We start from the raw sequence: 18,758 nt of genomic DNA, 5'->3' as shown, positions 1-18,758 counted from the left end.
TTAAAAATTACCTGCCCGTCAGGATCACATTGCAAGAGGTCACTATGGAACTACTGCCAAGAGAGAAAGATAAGCTGCTGATCTTTACCGCAGCCTTGCTGGCGGAACGACGCCTGAACCGTGGACTGAAACTGAATTATCCGGAGGCGGTTGCCTTTATCACTATGGAAATCATCGAAGGCGCCCGTGACGGAAAAACCGTAGCGGAGCTGATGAGCTACGGCAAAACCCTGCTTAATGCGGATCAGGTGATGGAAGGCGTGCCGGAACTGATCCATGAGGTTCAGGTAGAAGCGACCTTCCCCGACGGCACCAAGCTTGTCACCGTTCATCAGCCTATCTGCTAAGGAGAGATCACCATGACTGATAAGGATTCACTAACCTCTGGCCTCTTTATCCCCGGCGAAGTAAAAGCCGCAGCAGGGCAGATCACGCTTAATGAAGGCCGCAAGGTGATCACCCTTCGGGTCGAAAACACCGGTGACCGCCCGATTCAGGTGGGTTCCCATTATCACTTTGCGGAAACCAATCCGGCACTGAGCTTTGATCGCGAAGCCGCCAAAGGCTTCCATCTGAATATAGCCTCCGGCACAGCGGTTCGTTTCGAGCCCGGTCAGGGTCGTGAAGTGCAACTGGTAGAATTTGCCGGAAGTAAAACCATTTATGGCTTCCGCGGTGAAGTGATGGGCCCGCTTGAAGAGTCAGGTAGCTCGGACTCCAGTTCCGAAACCTCATCTGTCACTATGGACCGCACCGCCTATGCCCAGATGTTCGGCCCGACCGTAGGGGACAAGGTCCGGCTTGGCGATACCGATCTCTGGATTCAGGTAGAAAAAGATTTCACCGTTTATGGCGATGAAGTGAAATTCGGTGGCGGCAAGGTGATCCGTGACGGCATGGGCCAGAGCCAGCAGGTGAACGAACCCTCCGATGGCAGCGAAGGTGCCATGGATCTGGTGATCACCAACGCAGTGATTCTGGATCACTGGGGCATCGTCAAAGGTGATGTGGGTATCAAAGCCGGTCGCATTGTTCGGATCGGTAAAGCCGGTAACCCGGATGTTCAGGCCAATGTGGATATCATCGTTGGGCCGGGTACTGAGGTGATCGCCGGGGAAGGTTCGATTCTGACCGCTGGCGGCATTGATGCTCATATTCACTTTATCTGCCCGCAGCAGATCGAAGAAGCCCTGATGAGCGGTGTCACCACCATGATCGGCGGCGGTACAGGGCCAGCTACCGGTACTAATGCGACCACCTGTACACCGGGCCCCTGGTATATCGGCAAGATGCTGCAAAGTACCGATGATATGCCAATGAATCTGGGCTTTCTGGGCAAGGGCAATGCGTCCCAACCAGAGGCGCTGGAAGAACAGCTGGAAGCGGGTGTTTGCGGTCTGAAGCTGCATGAAGACTGGGGCACAACACCGGCGTCAATCGACTGCTGCCTGAGCGTGGCGGAAAAGTATGATGTGCAGGTGGCGATCCATACCGACACCCTGAACGAATCCGGTTTTGTTGATGACACCATTGGCGCGTTCAAAGGCCGTGTTATCCACACCTATCACACCGAAGGGGCTGGTGGCGGTCACGCGCCGGATATTATTCGCGCCTGTGCTTACCCGAATGTGCTGCCCTCCTCCACCAACCCGACCCGCCCTTACACGGTCAATACGGTGGATGAACACCTCGATATGCTGATGGTCTGTCACCACCTAGACAGCTCGATTCCGGAAGACGTGGCCTTTGCTGACTCCCGTATCCGTAAGGAAACCATCGCTGCCGAAGATATTTTTCACGATCGCGGTGCCTTCTCTATGATCTCCTCCGATTCTCAGGCGATGGGCCGAGTTGGTGAAGTGGTGACCCGCACCTGGCAGACCGCGCACAAGATGAAGACTCAGTTTGGCCTGCTGCCGGAAGATAAGGACGTGGGTTGCGATAACTTCCGCGCCCGTCGTTATGTCGCCAAGTACACCATCAACCCGGCGATTACCCACGGTGTTTCCCATGAAGTCGGCTCCATTGAACCGGGCAAGCTGGCAGATCTGGTGCTTTGGAAACCAGCCTTCTTCGCCACCAAACCTTCGATGATTATCAAGGGCGGTATGATCGCCGCGGCCCCTATGGGCGATCCGAACGCCTCCATCCCGACGCCACAACCGGTGCACTACCGTCCTATGTTCGGTGCTCATGGCAAAGCCGCCAGTCAAACCTCCGTCACCTTTGTCTCCAAAGCGGCGCTGGATAACGGCATCCGGGAAAAACTGGGCCTTAACCGTGAACTGGTAGCCTGCGGTAATACCCGCAACATCAGCAAAAATGACATGGTGCTGAACAACTGGCAGCCGGATATCACCGTTGACCCGCAAACCTATGAGGTACGCGCTGACGGTGAACTGCTGACCTGTGAGCCTGCGACTGAACTGCCGCTGGCCCAGCGCTTTAACCTGTTCTGATGACGCCCGGAAAATTCTTAAAGGAGCACCAAGATGCTTGAGATTTACGAACGACTGGGCACCGAAAAAGCAGGCCCTATCTATGCCACAGTAACTCTGAACCATGAGCAGCGGGATCGCGGTCGCCTGCGCCTGACCAGTACCGATGGAGAAGAAGTCCGGGTATTTCTGGAGCGCGGCACCGCACTGCAGGTGGGTGAATATCTGAAATCTCACTGCGGCAAGATCGTTAAAGTAGAAGGTGCGGTAGAACCCGTCACCGAAGCCCGTTGCGATGACTGGCACACCTTTGCCCGCGCCTGCTATCACTTGGGCAACCGGCATGTGAAGTTGCAGGTCGGTGAACGCTGGCTGCGCATCACACCGGATCATGTGCTGGAGGAGATGCTGGAGCTGTTGGAGCTGACCATAGTGCATACCGAAGCGGTGTTTGTGCCGGAAAACGGTGCTTACTTTAAGGGCCTCGGCGGGCACTCCCACGGTCATGATCATGGGCACTCAGATGATCACGGACATGGCCACGGCCATTCTCATCAACATGAGCATGACCACGCTCACGGACATCACCATGAACACTGAGCCGGATAACGCCTCTGGATCAGCAGCGCCAGCGATGACCGATCTGAGTCTGGTGCGCCTGATGCATCTGGCCTCAGTCAGTCTGCCGGTGGGAGGCTATGCCTTCTCTCACGGCATGGAGTACGCCATAGACGCGGGCTGGATTCGCAAAGCGGATCAGGTGGAACACTGGGTTCGGGAACAGCTGCATCTGGGGCTTTCGGGCACGGATATTCCTCTGCTCAGGCTCTCAATGCAGGCCTGCGCTCAGGAAGACTGGCCCGAGTCAAAGTGTATTAAAGAGCTAAAGCGCATCAACGAGCTGACACTGGCCTGTCGGGAAACCCACGAACTAACCCTGACGGATACCGCCATGGGTGAAGCCCTGATGCGGCTGATGAACAGCCTGCAGATGGCCCAGCCCTTCAGCAAGAGTGAATCGGTCAGCTTTGTCTGCCTGTTCGCTTTGGCCGCGTCTCTTTGGCAGATCCCCTATCGGGCGGCAGCCAACGGCTTTCTCTGGTCCTGGCTGGAAAACCAGATCGCAGCGGCTACCAAGCTGGTACCGCTGGGGCAGACACAGGCACAGCAGTTGCTGGTTGCTCTGCAACCCGAGCTGGAAACCGCCATCGAACAGGCGGAAGAGATTTCTGAGGAAGCGATTGGCGCAGGCTTACCTGCTTTAGCCATCGCCAGCTCACAACACGAACACATGTATTCACGACTTTTCCGCTCCTGAACCCTGTTCACCATCAGGCCGGAAAGCGTCTCACGATAAGAAATTAAGTACGAGGATATGTCATGACAAAACCTAAACAGACACTGCGCGTCGGTGTTGGCGGCCCGGTGGGCTCCGGTAAAACAGCATTGCTGCGTTCACTGTGCGCCGCTTTGCGTGATCACTACGACATTGCTGTCGTCACCAATGATATTTACACCAAAGAAGATGCGAAATTTCTGACTGAACATGAAGCCCTGAGTGCGGATCGGATTCTGGGTGTCGAAACCGGTGGCTGCCCGCATACCGCCATTCGTGAAGATGCCTCCATGAACCTTGCGGCTATCGATCAGCTGGTGGAGCGCCACGGCGCTCTGGATGTGGTGTTTGTGGAAAGTGGCGGTGACAACCTGAGTGCTACTTTCAGCCCGGAACTGTCAGACCTGACCCTCTATGTGATCGACGTATCCGCTGGAGACAAAATTCCCCGTAAAGGCGGTCCTGGTATCACCAAATCCGACCTGCTGATTATCAACAAGACCGACCTGGCTCCGATTGTCGGTGCATCCCTTGAGGTGATGGATCGCGATGCCAAACTGATGCGCGGTGATCGTCCTTTTGTTTTCTCTAATCTGAAACAGGCCCAGGGGCTGGATCAGATCATTCAGTTTATCGTCACCGAAGGCATGCTGGAGTCAAAAGAGATTCCTCCCGCCAAAGCGGTTGTTTAACCCGACTGAACATTCGTCAATCACCTGATGAATCCGCACAACAACAAACAAGTTCCATTTCAAAAGGACAATAACGATGAATAAGACAACACTTTCCAAAGCACTGCTGATCGGTGCCAGCCTACTACCGGCTTCTGCAATGGCACACACCGGCCACGAGGTTTTAGGTCTGATGGCTGGTTTAACGCACCCGCTGCTGGGACTCGATCACCTACTGGCAATGTTAGCGGTAGGACTCTGGGCCGCAAAAATGGGCGGAAAAGCCCTCTGGCAGCTCCCCGTTACCTTTGTCGCGATGATGCTTCTGTCAGCAATGCTGGCAACCGCTGGCGTACCATTCCCGTTCGTGGAAGCGGGTATCAGCGCATCTGTGATTATTGCAGGCCTGCTGGTGGCATTTTCTGCCCGCTTCAGCGCACCAGTAAGTTCCCTGCTGGTTGCAGCAATGGCTGTTTTCCACGGGGCCGCTCACGGCGCAGAACTTCCATCCAGTGCGATGCTAAGCACTTACCTGCTGGGTTTTAGCGTAGCGACGATGGCGCTGCATCTGGCCGGTATCGGTCTGATCTTGAAAGTAAAAGCCTTCCGGGCAGAGATCGCCGGCGGACTGATCGCCCTGACCGGAATTGCGATGGCGGTTTAAGTCCAAAAAGTCACCTTTGCTCACATTTGAGCAAAGGTGTACCCGCTACCTGCTCCCCTATATCACCTTCAATGGAATAAATTTCCTTTCTCTGTAGATAATTATTCTGCTCAGGTGCATCCTCTTGTCAGGCTAATGACTACAGGGATTTCCAAATGGCAGACGCTGGACTCATAACAGATAATTCAGGTGCTAAACGCTGTTGGTGGTGCGGTGAAGACGATGAACTTTACCGTCACTATCACGACACCGAATGGGGCTTTCCGGTGACGGATGATATCCGTTTGTTTGAAAAGATCTGTCTGGAAGGGTTTCAGGCGGGGTTAAGCTGGATCACCATTCTGCGTAAACGGGAGAATTTCCGGGCGGCATTTGCCGGTTTTGATTTTCATAAAGTCGCGCAATTCACAGAGCAGGATGTGGATAACTTACTGCTGGATGCGGGAATTATCCGCCATCGCGGAAAGATCGAGGCCACCATCAATAATGCGAAACGGGCCATTGAGCTGCAGAAGGAATGTGGCTCTCTGGCGGCTTATTTCTGGCACTTTGAACCCACACAGGATCAGCGCCCGAATCAGCTGGATTACGCCACGCTGAGCCAGATCGCCCAGACCGATCTCTCGAAACAGATGAGTAAAGATCTGAAAAAGCGGGGCTGGAAATTTGTCGGGCCAACGACCTGCTACGCCTTTATGCAGGCGATGGGCTTAGTGAACGATCACTTAGAAGGCTGTTTTAAGCGGGATGCGGTTCTTGAGGCACGGGCCAAACTGAAAAAGCCATCATAAAATGCGAGCTGTAACGGCCGATATTGATTTAAACAGCTGGGACTAGACGAGCGATCATGAATTCAGCCTCACTTAACCAAAGCCAATAGAAACCTAATCAGGACACCCTTAACAGGTCTTATATCTGGCTAAATTAAAGCGAATGACCTAGACTTAAAGTTGTTTCAGGACATCTAAAAGGCTCAATCCATGAACACAATTCGCCCAATACTGGCAGATAACACGACCAGTATTTCTGAATTAAAAAAGAACCCTATGGCTGTGGTTGACGAAGCCGACGGCTTTCCAGTTGCTGTGCTAAATCGCAACCAACCAGCATTCTACTGTATCCCAGCAGAAGCATACGAAGCGCTACTGGATAAATTAGAAGATATGGAACTTGCACAAATCGTACAAGATCGTGAGTGTCAGGAAGAAATAAAGGTCAGCATTGATGACCTATAAGCTAGTCTTTAAATATGACGCAGAGAAAGAGTGGAGAAAATTAGACGCAACAATACGCCTGCAGTTTAAGAAAAAACTTATTGATCGATTAAAAGAACCTAGAGTTGAATCTGCCCGTCTGAATGGCATGAAAGACTGCTACAAGATCAAACTCCGGAGTGCAGGATATCGACTCGTGTACCAAGTGCGCGATGAGGAAGTAGTCGTGTCAGTTGTAGCTGTAGGAAAGCGTGAACGAAATCAAGTGTATAACATCGCTTCGAAACGTGTTTAAGGAAGCAGCCTGATACATCCCACTAGCACCTCTACCAAGAATAACCACCATTCGCCTTTTAAAAAAGCGAATGATGATACTAAATTCTATACCTAGCGACGCTGTGCTGCTTTTTGCTGCTGCTTTTGTTTCAGCTTCAGCTCCCGATTCAGCTCAGCATGGGTTTTCGCTTCGCCACCCACATGCTCAATACCGCGAGCACGCGCCAACTGAATCTGTTTTTCACGATCACGGAAACGCTTCAGCTGATCCTCAGTATGCGTGCCATAACACTTCGGACAGGTCACACCGGCTTCATACTTATCCGACGCTTTGTCTTCTTCGGTAATTGGCAGGCGGCAGGCGTTGCACATATCGTACTGGCCTTTCTCAAGCTGATGATTTACCGATACACGACCGTCAAACACGTAGCATTCGCCTTGCCACAGAGACTCTTCTTCCGGCACCTCTTCCAGGTATTTCAGAATACCGCCTTCAAGATGATAGACCTCATCAAAGCCCTGCTCTTTCATGTACGCCGTGGATTTTTCACAGCGGATACCACCGGTACAGAACATCGCCACTTTTTTGTGCTTGGCAGGGTCGAGGTTCTCTTTGACATAATCCGGAAACTCCCGAAACGTCTCAGTATCCGGGTTCAGGGCATCTTTAAAGGTTCCGATTTCCACCTCGTAATCATTACGGGTATCCACCAGTAAAACCTCAGGATCAGAGATTAGCGCGTTCCAGTCTTTCGGCTTAACGTAAGTACCCACGACGTGCCGGGGATCGATACCCTCGACGCCCATGGTGACGATCTCTTTCTTGAGCTTCACCTTGGTACGATTGAATGGGTTTTCTTCATGGAAGGATTCTTTCGTAACAATATCTGCTAGGGCGGGTTGTTGCGCCAGCCAGTTCAGAACCGCTTTGATACCGTCAGCTGGACCGGCAATCGTACCGTTAATACCTTCAGCCGCCAGCAGCAGAGTGCCCTTTACGTCATGATCCAGCATCACCTGATGCAAAGGTTCACGCAGGGATTCAAAGTGGTCGAGACGAACAAACTTATAGAGCGCACAAACAGTAATCATCAATTTCTCCTGCTAAACGGATCGTAAATCCGCCGCATTATTTTGATCGGATAATACCCATGAAAAACCAATGGTTTTAGTCAGGTATTTTAACAGGAGGCCATTGTAATGATCTGCAGTAAAACTAAAAGCTTTGCACTCAATCATCTGGCAAGGTTTTTCAACAGCTGATCACACAACTGCTTCATCTGCTTCAGCTCGTCCAGTGGCATACAGGTCTGACAAAGGATCTGCTCCGGAACCGTTTCCGCCTGAGTTTTGAGCGACTGCCCTGCATCGGTCAGCGTGATCACACGTACCCGCTCATCATCCGGGCTACGTCCCCGCACAACCAGAGCCTTAGCTTCCAGCCTTTTCAGCAGTGGCGTTAGCGTACCGGAATCCAGATGCAGGCGCTCACCCAGGCGTTTCACGCTGACACTCTGCTCTTCCCAAAGCACCATCATCGCCATGTATTGCAGATAGGTCAGATCCAAAGCATCCAATAAGGGCCGATAAGCCCGGGTGATGGCATTTGTCGCACTGTATAGAGAAAAACAGAGCTGGTTGTCCAGCTGAAGTAAGCTGCTGTTTTCCTTTGAATTATCACCCGATGACATATCAAGACCCTCAAACCGACCAATTAAGTTGCGCACAATATACTTGCAAACAACCCTGCAGTCGAAATAAGATTGCTGGCAATTACATTGCATACAACTTAATTTTCAAATATTTTTCAGGAGATCATCATGCAAACAATCTACAACACATCCGCAACAGCATCCGCCGGTCGTAATGGTCAGGTAAAAACAGATGATGGTTTACTGGATGTCAGTCTGGCTTATCCAAAAGAGATGGGCGGTGCCGGTAACGCTACCAATCCGGAACAACTGTTTGCCGCAGGATATGCAGCCTGCTTTTCTAATGCAGTTCTGCACGTTGCCCGAGAAGCTAAAGTGAAACTGAGCGAAGCGCCGGTCACCGCTGAAGTGGGTATCGGCCCAAATAGTGACGGCGGTTTTGCCCTGACGGTTTCGTTAGCTGTAACCCTAGATCTGGAGCAGGAAACGGCACTTAATCTGGTACGCACCGCCCATCAGGTGTGCCCTTACTCCAATGCGACCCGTGGCAATATTGATGTTCAGGTTAGCGTTAACGAAACCGCAATCTAAGTCCTGCCTCGCTTATTAGGAGCAGTACAAAGTAAAAAGGCGCATAAGAATGCGCCTTTCTACCGTAATTTTTGCTGAACTTCTTATTTCAGCATATGTTCACGGTAATGCTTCAGCTCGTTAATGGAGTCTTTAATATCGTCCATCGCCAGATGCGAACCACCTTTCTGAACACTTTTTGCCACATCCGGATACCAGTTTTTCGCCAGAATCTTCAGGGAGCTGACGTCCAGATGGCGGTAGTTAAAGAATTTCTCCAGACGCGGCATCTCTTTCACCAGAAAGCGACGATCCTGCTGGATACTGTTTCCGCACATTGGTGATTTACCCGGCTCGACATATTGCAGCAGAAACTCGATAGTTTTCTGCTCGGCTTCCTGCATAGAGACTTTGCTGTCCAGTACGCGCTGAGTCAGTCCGGATGAGCCATGCTGCTTGGTACACCACTCGCCCATCTCATCCATAACGGCTTTGGGTTTGGCGATGGCAAAGGTTGGGCCTTCTGCCAGAATATTCAGCTCGGAGTCCGTAACAACGGTTGCGATCTCAATGATGGTATCGCGCTCAGGTTCAAGGCCTGTCATCTCCAGATCGATCCAGATCAGGTTGTTCGCTTTATTCGATTCGGTTGCCTGTGTCATTACGCCCTGAGCTCCTGTTTCAGCATCGGGAGCTGAATCCCCCGATTCTTGCGGCCAAAATCATCGATGGTTAAGCGCTGCTTTAATGCAGCCTTTCAATGACAGCAAAGTATAAGGATATTTGTGCCTCAAGGCTAAAAGTAAGGGGCTTTTATCTGGTTATGTTAGAATCAGCCCCTCACTCAGCAGCGCATCCGAATATAGCGATAACCAATATCCATGAGCAAACGTAAACTAAACCGTCGCCAACAGTGGCGTATTGAGAAGATTCAGAAAGAGAGAGCCTCTCGGGTCAGCCGTAAAGATCAGGAGATTGATGAACAGCTGTCTGCCGGTGAGTTAGGGGCGGAACAGGAAGGTCAGATCATCGCCCACTACGGCCGTCAGGTTGATGTGGAGGGCACGACCGGTGAATCCAAAGGTAAGGTGCACCGTTGCTACATGCGCGCCAATATTGATGCACTGGTAACCGGTGATAAGGTTGTATGGCGGCCCGGGCCGGATAACGATGGTATCGTTGTTGCCCGTCTTGACCGACTCAATGCGCTGATGCGCCCAGACACCCGTGGCCAGCTGAAACCCGTGGCCGCCAATATCGATTACATCGTTATCGTCTTTGCTCCTGAACCTTATGCTCACGCGAATCTGATCGACCGCTATATTGTGGCGGCAGAAAGTACCGGTATTGAGCCGGTTCTGCTGCTGAACAAGACCGATCTGCTGAATGCCGATAATGCCCCTCGTCTGCTGGAGATGGCTGAACGTTACCAACAGATCGGCTATAAGGTTCTAACGGCTTCAACCGTTGAGGAAGATGGCCTCACCGTACTGAATCAATTGCTGGATAACAAGGTCAGTGTCTTTGTCGGCCAATCCGGTGTAGGTAAATCCTCACTGGTGAACGTGCTGCTGCCGGGTATTAACCTCCGTGTTGGGGAGCTTTCCGAGCAAACCCGTAAAGGTATGCATACCACCACTACAGCAATGCTGTTCCACCTGCCTGATGGTGGAGATCTGATCGACTCACCGGGAATTCGGGAATTTGGTCTGTGGCATATCGATGAGCGTCAGGTTGCGGAAGGCTTCCGGGAGTTTGATGGTCTGTTAGGTGCCTGTAAATTCCGGGATTGCCGACATCGTCAGGAGCCGGGCTGCGCTCTGCGGGACGCACTTGAAGCGGGAGATATCAGTCCTGAACGCTTTGAGAGTTATCACCGTATTATCGATTCTCTGGACGAATTTTAATCGATCAAATTCGGAGTACTGATGACCGGACAACTGCCCGCCCAAGATCCATCACTCGCTCTGTTTGAGTTTATCAGGCAGCATCCCCGCCTTCTGATCCTGACCGGTGCCGGTATGAGCACCGACTCCGGTATTCCGGACTATCGGGATCAGGAAGGTCAGTGGAAACGCAAACAGCCGGTACAACACAGCGACTTTATGCAGAGCGAGCTGGTACGACAGCGTTACTGGGGGCGAAGCCTGATCGGTTGGCCGGTGATTCGTGATGCCGAGCCTAATCAGGCCCATGCGGCCTTAGCTGAACTGGAAGCGATGGGACATGTTGAACTACTGGTCACCCAGAATGTGGATCGCCTGCATCAGCAATCCGGAAGTCAGCGGGTCATCGACCTGCATGGCCGCTCCGATGAAGTGATCTGTATGAGCTGTGATTACCGGGTCAAACGGGATCAGGTTCATGCCGAAAGTGCGCGTCTGAACCCTGAATTCACTCGCTTCACGGCTGAAACGGCTCCCGATGGCGATGCGGATCTTGAAGTGGATTTCACCGGTTTCAAGGTTCCAGGCTGCCCCAGCTGCTCAGGCATCCTGAAACCCGATGTGGTTTTCTTTGGTGATAATGTTCCCAAAGAGCGCGTTGAGAAGGTTTCTGAGGCATTGGATCGCTCCGATGCTCTGCTGGTTATCGGTTCGTCACTGATGGTTTTTTCCGGCTTCCGCTTCTGCCGTTACGCTGAGCAAAGAGAGAAGCCAATTGCAGCGCTGACATTAGGCAAAACCCGTGCTGATGGGCTTTTACAACTTAAACTGGATGCTCCCATCGGCCCAACACTAGGCTCACTGATCGGAATGCTGAAATAACGGATCAGGAACCTGCTTTAAACAGCGACATAAAAAAGCCCGCTATCGGTTAATCCAAATAAGATAACCTGCGGGCTTTCTTTTTATTTATCGAAACCGACGTTCAGGTCAGTCCACCTCTGGCGGCGGAACATAGGGCGAGTCCGGTTGATTCAACAAGCCTTCCAAAGAGTTCAAAACCTCTTTGGGAGCAACATTTTCCGGAACAGGATCCGGCTGAGAAGATGCCCTCTCAGTCTGTTGAGGTACAGGCTCGCCACCCGGCCCTAAGCGTTCTGTTCCATAGCTACTTTCAGCACGTCCGCTACGAACCTGGGTATTTGAGTCCAGAGGATTATAGGGTGAAGCCTCTTCCGCCGGTTTCTGGTTGAGCAACTGCTCCGCTTCATCCAGTGCCGCCTCCTCATCAACATTCAATCCCTGTGAAGTCGGAGCTACCTCAGGAGAAAGTTCTTTTTCAGCGGGCTTATTCAGTACCACAATTTCGATCCGGCGGTTGATCGGATCCAAAGGTTTTTCCGGTTCGTAGAGCTGCGAACTGGCATATCCAACCACCTGAGCCACATGATTTTCCGGTAAACCACCTTCAATCAGCATGCGACGAGCTGCATTAGCACGCTCCGATGAGAGCTCCCAGTTGCTGTAATAATCGGTATCACCAAAGGCTGCAGCATCGGTATGTCCACTGACACTGATTTTGTTATTAACCTTTGAAATAACCGGCGCCAACTGCAACAGGATCTCGGCAAAGTAGTTTTTGATCTTATCACTGCCGGGGTCAAACATTGGACGCAGCTTGTTATCCACAATCTGAATATGTAAGCCGTCTGGCCGGATATCAATCGATAGCTGGTCTTTAAACTGCTGTAACGTCTCACTCTGACTAATGGTTTGAATCAGAGTGCTTTGTAGCGAGTCCATGACCTCTTTGTTCGTTTCAATGCTTGCGGCAAGCTGCTCAGGATCATCCTTATTCAGCATTTGAGCCTGCTCAATCTGGTCAGAATCTGCACTGGTATTCATCTGGCGAATCAATGACGGCGATCCACCCAAATCAATCGGGTTAAGGCGCCCTACCTTGTCCATATAACCAACCGGATCAGAGAAAAACTGTTCAAGCTCGACCTTTTGCTCTTTTGTGGTATTTGCCAGCAGCCACATCAGCAGGAAAAAAGCCATCATTGCAATGGCAAAATCGGCCATCGCAATTTTCCAGGAGCCACCGTGATGCCCGGCTGCGACCTTTTTAACGCGCTTGATAACGATGTTATTTTTATCTTCCATGCCGGACTCCGTTAGCGGGAACGTACATGTTCTTCCAGCTCGTTAAAGCTCGGACGAACACTGGAAAACAACATCTTGCGACCAAACTCAATGGACATCTGAGGTGCCAGCCCATTCATGTTGGCAATCAGGCAGGCTTTAACGCATTCGAACGCTTTAATCTTCTCATGAACTTCATTATTCATCGCATTGGCCATAGGGCCGACAAAGCCGTATGACAGCAGAATACCCAGGAAGGTACCGACCAGAGCCGCTGCAATATGCAGACCCAAAACTTCCGGCGGGGCCGCAATATCCTTCATAGTGATGGTAATACCCAATACCGCAGCAACAATACCGAAGCCCGGCAGGGCATCACCAACACTGGTTACTGCATGAGCAGGCTCTTCCATCTCATGCTGCAGAGTTTCAATCTCCGCATCCATCAGACTTTCCAGCTCATGGGACTGCATATTACCGGAGCTGATCAGGCGAACATAATCACAGATAAATTCAACCAGGCTCTTATGCTTAGCAATAGCCGGGTAACCAGTAAAAATCGGGCTTTGATCAGGATCTTCGATATCCTCTTCAATCGCGATGATGCCCTCCTTACGAATCTTGGCGAACAGATCATGCATCAGACTCAGCAAGTCCATATAAAATGCACGATTAAAACCGGAACCCGCAATCATTTTCGGGGCGCTTTTCATCACCTCAATAATGGTGTGTTTGCTGTTGGCAATAACAAAAGCACCAAAAGCCGCTCCACAAATAATAATCAGCTCATAAGGCTGCCACAGCATTGGCAAATAGCCATGGGACAATACATAACCGCCTCCAACGCTGGCCAATACAATCAAAGCACCAATAATCAATAACATGTCGACATCCTTAAACTCAGTATTTACTGCCGCAATCTGCCCTAAAGTATCGTCCGCAATGGCAATATCTTTAAGTAGTGTAATCCTCACTGACTCCAGGCAACAGCCCGTTTAGGATTATTCTATATTCTTAACCGTCCCGGGTTATTGTGCATTGAGGATGAGAACGATAAAAGTTACATTTTTTATGAAACTTTATTTTTTGTAACCGGAATGGTATCAAGGTCAGTAACGTCATTTCCCCATGGGAGAAGAAAATGAGCTCTGAAAACAATCTGTTACCTCTATTGATCGACTCTGATCAGCTGGAAGCCAAGCTAGGCAGCGAAGACCTACTGGTCATTGATGTCTCCTGCTCCCGCGAGTGCTACGATCAGGGACATGTTCCCGGCGCTGTTTTTCTGGATTACCGCCGGCTTTTTACAGGCTCTGCTCCTGTACCTAATAAGCTACCAACGGCAGAACAACTCAGTACTCTGTTTTCTGAGCTGGGTCTGAGCCGTGATACCCATGTTGTTGCCTACGATGACGAAGGTGGTGGTTGGGCTGGCCGCCTGCTGTGGACACTCGAAGTCATGGGGCATTCACGCTACTCATACCTTAATGGAGGTATTCTTGCCTGGCGTGCGGATGGCAAACCTCAGCATCAGGAAGAGTCCCTGCCAGTAGCATCAGACTATAAAGCCGATCATATCAACCTGAATGAACGCATCGAACTGGATGAACTGAAATCTAAAATCAGTACCGAAAATTTTGCTGTTTGGGACTCCCGCTCACTAGGTGAGTATGAAGGTACAGCCTCTAAAGCAGAGCGTGCCGGACATATTCCAACAGCGGTTCACTACGAGTGGACAGAAGCGATGGATAAGGAGAACGAACTCCGCATTCGTGATATGGCTGAAATCATCACAGAGCTGCAAACAAAGGGGCTGACGATAGATCAGGAGATTGCGACCTACTGCCAATCGCATCACCGCTCGGGTTTTACCTGGTTATTAGGTAAAATACTCGGTTTTAAGCAGGTTCGCGCTTACGACGGTTCCTGGAATGAGTGGGGCAACCGCTCCGACACCCCGATTGAAACCTAAGGTTCATACGTGAATAAAAAGAAGCTGTTTGCAGCGATACAGTACCCATTACCCCACCATCTGATCTCCAGATTAGTGGGCTTTCTGGCCCAAAGCCGGATTGGCTGGCTTAAAAACTTACTGATTAGTCAGTTTATCAAAACCTTTAAGGTCGACATGGAAGAGGCTGCTCAGCCAAACCCTAAGGCTTATGAGAACTTTAATGAGTTCTTCACCCGTCCATTGAAAGAGGGGGTTCGTCCGCTTATTTCGCTGGAAAACAGCATGGCTTGCCCGGTAGACGGTACCGTTAGCCAGCTGGGACCGATCGATTACGGCCGTATTTTTCAGGCTAAGGGACACAGCTATTCTGTACTGGAACTACTGGGTGGCGATGTAGAACGTGCCGCACCTTTTATGGGTGGTCAGTTTGCAACCATCTATCTGTCCCCTAAGGATTATCACCGTATTCATATGCCGGTAACGGGTACCCTGCGTCAGATGATCCATGTTCCTGGTCGTCTGTTCTCGGTTAACCCGGCCACCACTGAAAATGTTGACGGTCTGTTTGCCCGTAACGAACGTGTCGTTGCCATTTTTGATACTGAACACGGCCCAATGGCGATGGTTCTGGTTGGTGCTATGATCGTTGCCAGCATCGAAACCGTTTGGAGTGGCCAGGTAACGCCGCTGAACCGTGAAGTGGCGGTCAGTAATTATTCAGATCAGCCACAGGCGATTACTCTGGAGAAGGGTGCAGAACTGGGTCGCTTCAAACTGGGTTCGACCATTGTCATGCTCTATGGTCCGGAAATGGCTGAGTTTCTGGATCAGTTTGAGGCTGGCACGCCGACTCGCATGGGTGAGTACTTCGGCCAGTTTCTGACAGCATCCGATAATGCTAAAAGCGAGTCCGCTGAAACCAAGGCACCGGAAGCAGAATAACCTTTGGCTTTCTACCGTCGGTTAAAAAAAGCGTAGCACTTGCCTACGCTTTTTTTATGCCCAGACACCGATAAGTACATTTAGGCCCTATCAATACTGAAGCTAATCACATCAGAAAGACGTTCTGCATCAGCTTTTAGCATCAGTAACCGATCAAAACCCAAGGCAACCCCCGCACACTCCGGTATACCCGAAGCTAAAGCATCTATCAGATACTGATCCACGGTCACTTCCGGCAAACCCAAAGTGCGTCTTTGATCATTATCCGCGGCAAAACGCTTCGCCTGCTCTTGGGCATCGGTCAGCTCATGGTAGCCGTTCGCTAATTCAATGCCCTGGTAATAGCACTCAAAGCGGGCAGCGACCCAATCACCCTCTGCATCCTGTTTGACCTTAGCAAGCGCTGCCTGAGACGCCGGATAGTCCGTCACAAAGGTAATTTCATCCTGACCCAGTAAAGGCTCAATACAAGCGCTCATCAGCAAGTCACAGCAACCATCGCGATCCATATCGTCAGCAGTAATCCCGGTCTTCTCATGGGACAACTGCTGCATTACTGATAACTCCGAGGTGAAGGGGTCAATCTGTAGGTGTTTCTGAAACAGTGAGCGATAGCTATGGCAACTGAAGCGCCCGACACCCAGCACCTCTTCAATCAATGACTGCACTTCAGACATCAGATCATTCAGGTCATAGCCAGGCTGATACCACTCAAGCATCGTGAACTCAGGGTTATGACGCTCGCTGTATTCACCATTACGGAAACTGATCGCCAGCTGCCAGATAGCACCGCTACCAGCCGCCAGCAATCGCTTCATATGAAACTCAGGAGATGTTTGCAGATAAAGATCCAGCGGTTCACTGACACCACCACCGGAGCAATGACTCTGCATGGAACTCAAGTATGCATCAGTGCTGCCTGCACGCCCCAGAACCGGCGTCTGCACCTCAAGCACACCGCACTCATCAAAGAAGCTCCGAACCTGCCTGAGGGTCTCAGCCCGTAACTTAAGATGCTCAATGCTGGCCGAAGGTTTCCACAGCGATTGCTCTTGGTTCATAGCATGCCTCTCATTTTCACAGGATAAACAGACAGAAAAAAACCGGCCGAAGCCGGTTTCTTTATAGGGGACGGCTAAGTCGCTTAAGCACGGCTTACGTAGTCACCTGTACGGGTATCGATCTTCAGATTGTCGCCGATGTTCACAAACAGAGGAACACGAACAACAGCACCGGTCGCCAGAGTTGCAGGCTTAGAACCACCCTGAGCCGTATCACCTTTCAGGCCAGGATCCGTTTCGGTAACTTCCAGAACAATAAAGTTTGGCGGAGTTACAGAGATAGGCGCACCATTGAATAGCGTTACGGTGTAGGTTTCCTGCTCTTTCAGCCATTTAACTGTATCGCCCACTGCTTTCTCATCAGCAGGGTGCTGATCAAAAGAACCATCCGTCGCCATGAAATACCAGAACTCACCATCGGTATACAGGTACTCCATGTCATATTCCATAACATCGGCACCTTCCAGGCTTTCACCAGACTTGAAGGTACGCTCCCATACACGACCGGTACTCAGGTTACGCAGCTTTACACGGTTAAAGGCCTGACCTTTACCCGGTTTAACGTATTCGTTCTCCAAAATGGAGCACGGGTCGCCCTCAAGCATTACCTTAAGACCCGACTTGAATTCGTTGGTAGAATAGTTCGCCATAAAATATCACCAATATCTCTTAATTTAGTCGGAAAGGCAGACGACCTTTCCTGATCAACAAAATCTGGTTGCCAATGATACCTGTTTCTGAATCCTCTGTGCAGTTTCCTGCCGATAAAACATACGAAAACACCCTGGATAGCGATTGGCAGACACTACTGAAAGAGAGTCTTATTCCAGCCGCTGAGCTGATCTCCTATCTGGAGCTGCCTGCAGAGTGCTTACCAGGTGCTGAGAGTGGGCACAAACTGTTTGAGCTACGTGTCCCCAAACCTTATCTGGAGCGTATTGAGAAAGGGAATCCGCAGGATCCTCTGCTGCTGCAGGTGCTGCCCGTTCAGCAGGAAACGGTTAAGGTCACCGGCTACGTAACAGATCCCTTAGAGGAAGCAGAGAGCAACCCGATTCCTGGCTTGATCCATAAATATAAAAGCCGCGTGCTCTTAGTTGGCTCTGGCGCATGCGCCATTAATTGCCGCTATTGTTTCCGCAGGCATTTCCCTTATGCCGATAACGGGTTATCGAATGAACGTCTGGATCAGGTGGTGGCTTATCTGAAACAACAACCAGACGTAAACGAAGTGATCCTGAGTGGTGGTGATCCACTGGCCACATCTGATAAACGGTTAGAGGTTTTAATCAGCAAGCTATCAGAAGTCCCCCATCTGAAACGCCTCCGAATCCACTCACGACTGCCCGTGGTGATCCCTCAACGCGTTACGGATGCATTGGTATCTCGTTTATCAGAAAACCGCTTAAAAGTGATCTGGGTACTGCATATCAATCATGCTAATGAAATTGACATCTCTGTTGCAGATGCCGTCCGGAAGATCACCGATCATGGAATGATGGTACTCAACCAGTCTGTGATCCTAAGAGGTGTGAACGACAATAGCCAAACGCTCTCAGAGCTTAGCGAAGCACTCTTTGATGCGGACATCCTGCCCTACTACCTACATGCCTTTGATCCAGTACAGGGAGCCAGCCACTTTGATGTGCCTGATGACAGAGCCGTCCTACTATGGCAGGAAATGCAGAAGGTGCTTCCTGGATTCCTAGTGCCAAAACTAACCCGTGAAGAACCAGGCAAAGCCTCAAAAACACTTTTATTCTGAACAGATTGGCGGCCTACATTTAGATATGTGGGCCCGCCTTCTTACTTAGCCCTCTTCTGCTCTATGCGATAGTTAATCATCCAGCCCGCTCACGTGTTTGACCGGCCGTTTATCCGGCTACGTTCTTCCCGCCCTTTTCTTCCGGGCATAAAAAAACCCCGCTTCGACTGAAGCGGGGTTTCCG

The 18,758-nt window shown here is 50.8% G+C and carries 22 protein-coding genes; 15 read left to right on the top strand and 7 right to left on the bottom strand.

Annotated elements, in window-relative coordinates; translation table 11 throughout:
* Positions 1-44 precede the first annotated feature (44 nt).
* The 9 genes from AC4GL5_RS05445 (at position 45) to AC4GL5_RS05405 (ending at position 6,618) form a co-directional block, all read left to right on the top strand.
* The gene (locus AC4GL5_RS05445) at positions 45-347 is read left to right on the top strand and encodes an urease subunit gamma (protein WP_028301608.1); all 303 of its coding nucleotides are present in this window, start codon (positions 45-47) and stop codon (positions 345-347) included.
* Between the two features lie 12 nt (positions 348-359).
* Entirely contained in the window at positions 360-2,459 is a 2,100-nt protein-coding gene (gene ureC / locus AC4GL5_RS05440; protein ID WP_490381778.1) for an urease subunit alpha, read from the top strand.
* 33 nt (positions 2,460-2,492) lie between these two features.
* Positions 2,493-3,038: an urease accessory protein UreE gene (gene ureE, locus AC4GL5_RS05435; protein WP_490381777.1), complete on the top strand. Its 546-nt coding sequence runs from the start codon at positions 2,493-2,495 to the stop codon at positions 3,036-3,038.
* Entirely contained in the window at positions 3,028-3,756 is a 729-nt protein-coding gene (locus AC4GL5_RS05430; protein WP_490381776.1) for an urease accessory protein UreF, read from the top strand. Before ureE ends, AC4GL5_RS05430 begins: the two co-directional genes overlap by 11 nt.
* 62 nt (positions 3,757-3,818) lie before the next feature.
* Positions 3,819-4,466 carry an urease accessory protein UreG gene (ureG, locus tag AC4GL5_RS05425; protein WP_490381775.1) on the top strand — a complete coding sequence of 216 codons (648 nt, stop codon included), beginning with the start codon at positions 3,819-3,821 and terminating at the stop codon, positions 4,464-4,466.
* 76 nt (positions 4,467-4,542) lie between these two features.
* A complete protein-coding gene (locus AC4GL5_RS05420) occupies positions 4,543-5,109 on the top strand; it encodes a HupE/UreJ family protein (RefSeq protein ID WP_490381774.1) in 567 nt (188 codons plus the stop codon).
* Positions 5,110-5,264: 155 nt separating this feature from the next.
* A complete protein-coding gene (locus tag AC4GL5_RS05415; RefSeq protein ID WP_490381773.1) occupies positions 5,265-5,900 on the top strand; it encodes a DNA-3-methyladenine glycosylase I in 636 nt (211 codons plus the stop codon).
* A 189-nt stretch (positions 5,901-6,089) separates the two neighbouring features.
* Entirely contained in the window at positions 6,090-6,344 is a 255-nt protein-coding gene (locus AC4GL5_RS05410; RefSeq protein WP_490381772.1) for a type II toxin-antitoxin system Phd/YefM family antitoxin, read from the top strand.
* Entirely contained in the window at positions 6,334-6,618 is a 285-nt protein-coding gene (locus tag AC4GL5_RS05405; protein ID WP_490381771.1) for a type II toxin-antitoxin system RelE family toxin, read from the top strand. Before AC4GL5_RS05410 ends, AC4GL5_RS05405 begins: the two co-directional genes overlap by 11 nt.
* Before the next feature lie 92 nt (positions 6,619-6,710).
* Here AC4GL5_RS05405 and trhO read toward each other — a convergent pair whose 3' ends face one another.
* Positions 6,711-7,691: an oxygen-dependent tRNA uridine(34) hydroxylase TrhO gene (gene trhO / locus AC4GL5_RS05400; RefSeq protein ID WP_490381770.1), complete on the bottom strand. Its 981-nt coding sequence runs from the start codon at positions 7,689-7,691 to the stop codon at positions 6,711-6,713.
* Between the two features lie 143 nt (positions 7,692-7,834).
* The gene (ohrR, locus tag AC4GL5_RS05395; protein WP_490381769.1) at positions 7,835-8,290 is read right to left on the bottom strand and encodes a transcriptional regulator OhrR; all 456 of its coding nucleotides are present in this window, start codon (positions 8,288-8,290) and stop codon (positions 7,835-7,837) included.
* 129 nt (positions 8,291-8,419) lie between these two features.
* Between ohrR and ohr the strand changes: the two genes are divergently transcribed.
* A complete protein-coding gene (ohr, locus tag AC4GL5_RS05390) occupies positions 8,420-8,842 on the top strand; it encodes an organic hydroperoxide reductase Ohr (protein ID WP_490381768.1) in 423 nt (140 codons plus the stop codon).
* An 83-nt stretch (positions 8,843-8,925) separates the two neighbouring features.
* On the opposite strand, the gene orn is transcribed toward ohr, so the two are convergent.
* Positions 8,926-9,483, bottom strand: a complete 558-nt coding sequence (orn, locus tag AC4GL5_RS05385; RefSeq protein WP_490381767.1) for an oligoribonuclease — start codon at positions 9,481-9,483, stop codon at positions 8,926-8,928.
* A 219-nt stretch (positions 9,484-9,702) separates the two neighbouring features.
* Between orn and rsgA the strand changes: the two genes are divergently transcribed.
* Both rsgA and AC4GL5_RS05375 read left to right on the top strand, forming a co-directional pair.
* Complete coding sequence (gene rsgA, locus AC4GL5_RS05380; protein ID WP_490381766.1) at positions 9,703-10,728, top strand: small ribosomal subunit biogenesis GTPase RsgA; 1,026 nt, start codon at positions 9,703-9,705, stop codon at positions 10,726-10,728.
* A gap of 21 nt (positions 10,729-10,749) precedes the next feature.
* A complete protein-coding gene (locus AC4GL5_RS05375; RefSeq protein WP_490381765.1) occupies positions 10,750-11,589 on the top strand; it encodes an NAD-dependent protein deacetylase in 840 nt (279 codons plus the stop codon).
* A gap of 108 nt (positions 11,590-11,697) precedes the next feature.
* Here AC4GL5_RS05375 and motB read toward each other — a convergent pair whose 3' ends face one another.
* Complete coding sequence (motB, locus tag AC4GL5_RS05370; protein ID WP_490381764.1) at positions 11,698-12,873, bottom strand: flagellar motor protein MotB; 1,176 nt, start codon at positions 12,871-12,873, stop codon at positions 11,698-11,700.
* Positions 12,874-12,884: 11 nt separating this feature from the next.
* Positions 12,885-13,736 (bottom strand): flagellar motor stator protein MotA, encoded by an 852-nt coding sequence (motA, locus tag AC4GL5_RS05365; protein ID WP_490381763.1) that lies wholly within the window; start codon positions 13,734-13,736, stop codon positions 12,885-12,887.
* Between the two features lie 257 nt (positions 13,737-13,993).
* Here motA and AC4GL5_RS05360 point away from each other — a divergent pair, with 257 nt between their 5' ends.
* Entirely contained in the window at positions 13,994-14,824 is an 831-nt protein-coding gene (locus AC4GL5_RS05360) for a sulfurtransferase (RefSeq protein ID WP_490381762.1), read from the top strand.
* Positions 14,825-14,833: 9 nt separating this feature from the next.
* Positions 14,834-15,748 (top strand): archaetidylserine decarboxylase, encoded by a 915-nt coding sequence (gene asd, locus AC4GL5_RS05355; RefSeq protein WP_490381761.1) that lies wholly within the window; start codon positions 14,834-14,836, stop codon positions 15,746-15,748.
* A gap of 80 nt (positions 15,749-15,828) precedes the next feature.
* On the opposite strand, the gene epmA is transcribed toward asd, so the two are convergent.
* Positions 15,829-16,809, bottom strand: a complete 981-nt coding sequence (gene epmA / locus AC4GL5_RS05350) for an EF-P lysine aminoacylase EpmA (RefSeq protein WP_490381760.1) — start codon at positions 16,807-16,809, stop codon at positions 15,829-15,831.
* 83 nt (positions 16,810-16,892) lie between these two features.
* Positions 16,893-17,459, bottom strand: coding sequence for an elongation factor P (gene efp / locus AC4GL5_RS05345; RefSeq protein WP_490381759.1), 567 nt, complete (start codon positions 17,457-17,459; stop codon positions 16,893-16,895).
* Between the two features lie 74 nt (positions 17,460-17,533).
* Between efp and epmB the strand changes: the two genes are divergently transcribed.
* The gene (gene epmB, locus AC4GL5_RS05340; RefSeq protein ID WP_490381758.1) at positions 17,534-18,574 is read left to right on the top strand and encodes an EF-P beta-lysylation protein EpmB; all 1,041 of its coding nucleotides are present in this window, start codon (positions 17,534-17,536) and stop codon (positions 18,572-18,574) included.
* The last annotated feature ends 184 nt before the right edge of the window (positions 18,575-18,758 follow it).

This window comes from Oceanospirillum sp. (assembly GCF_982874595.1).
This window is presented reverse-complemented; position numbering and strand designations above follow the sequence as displayed.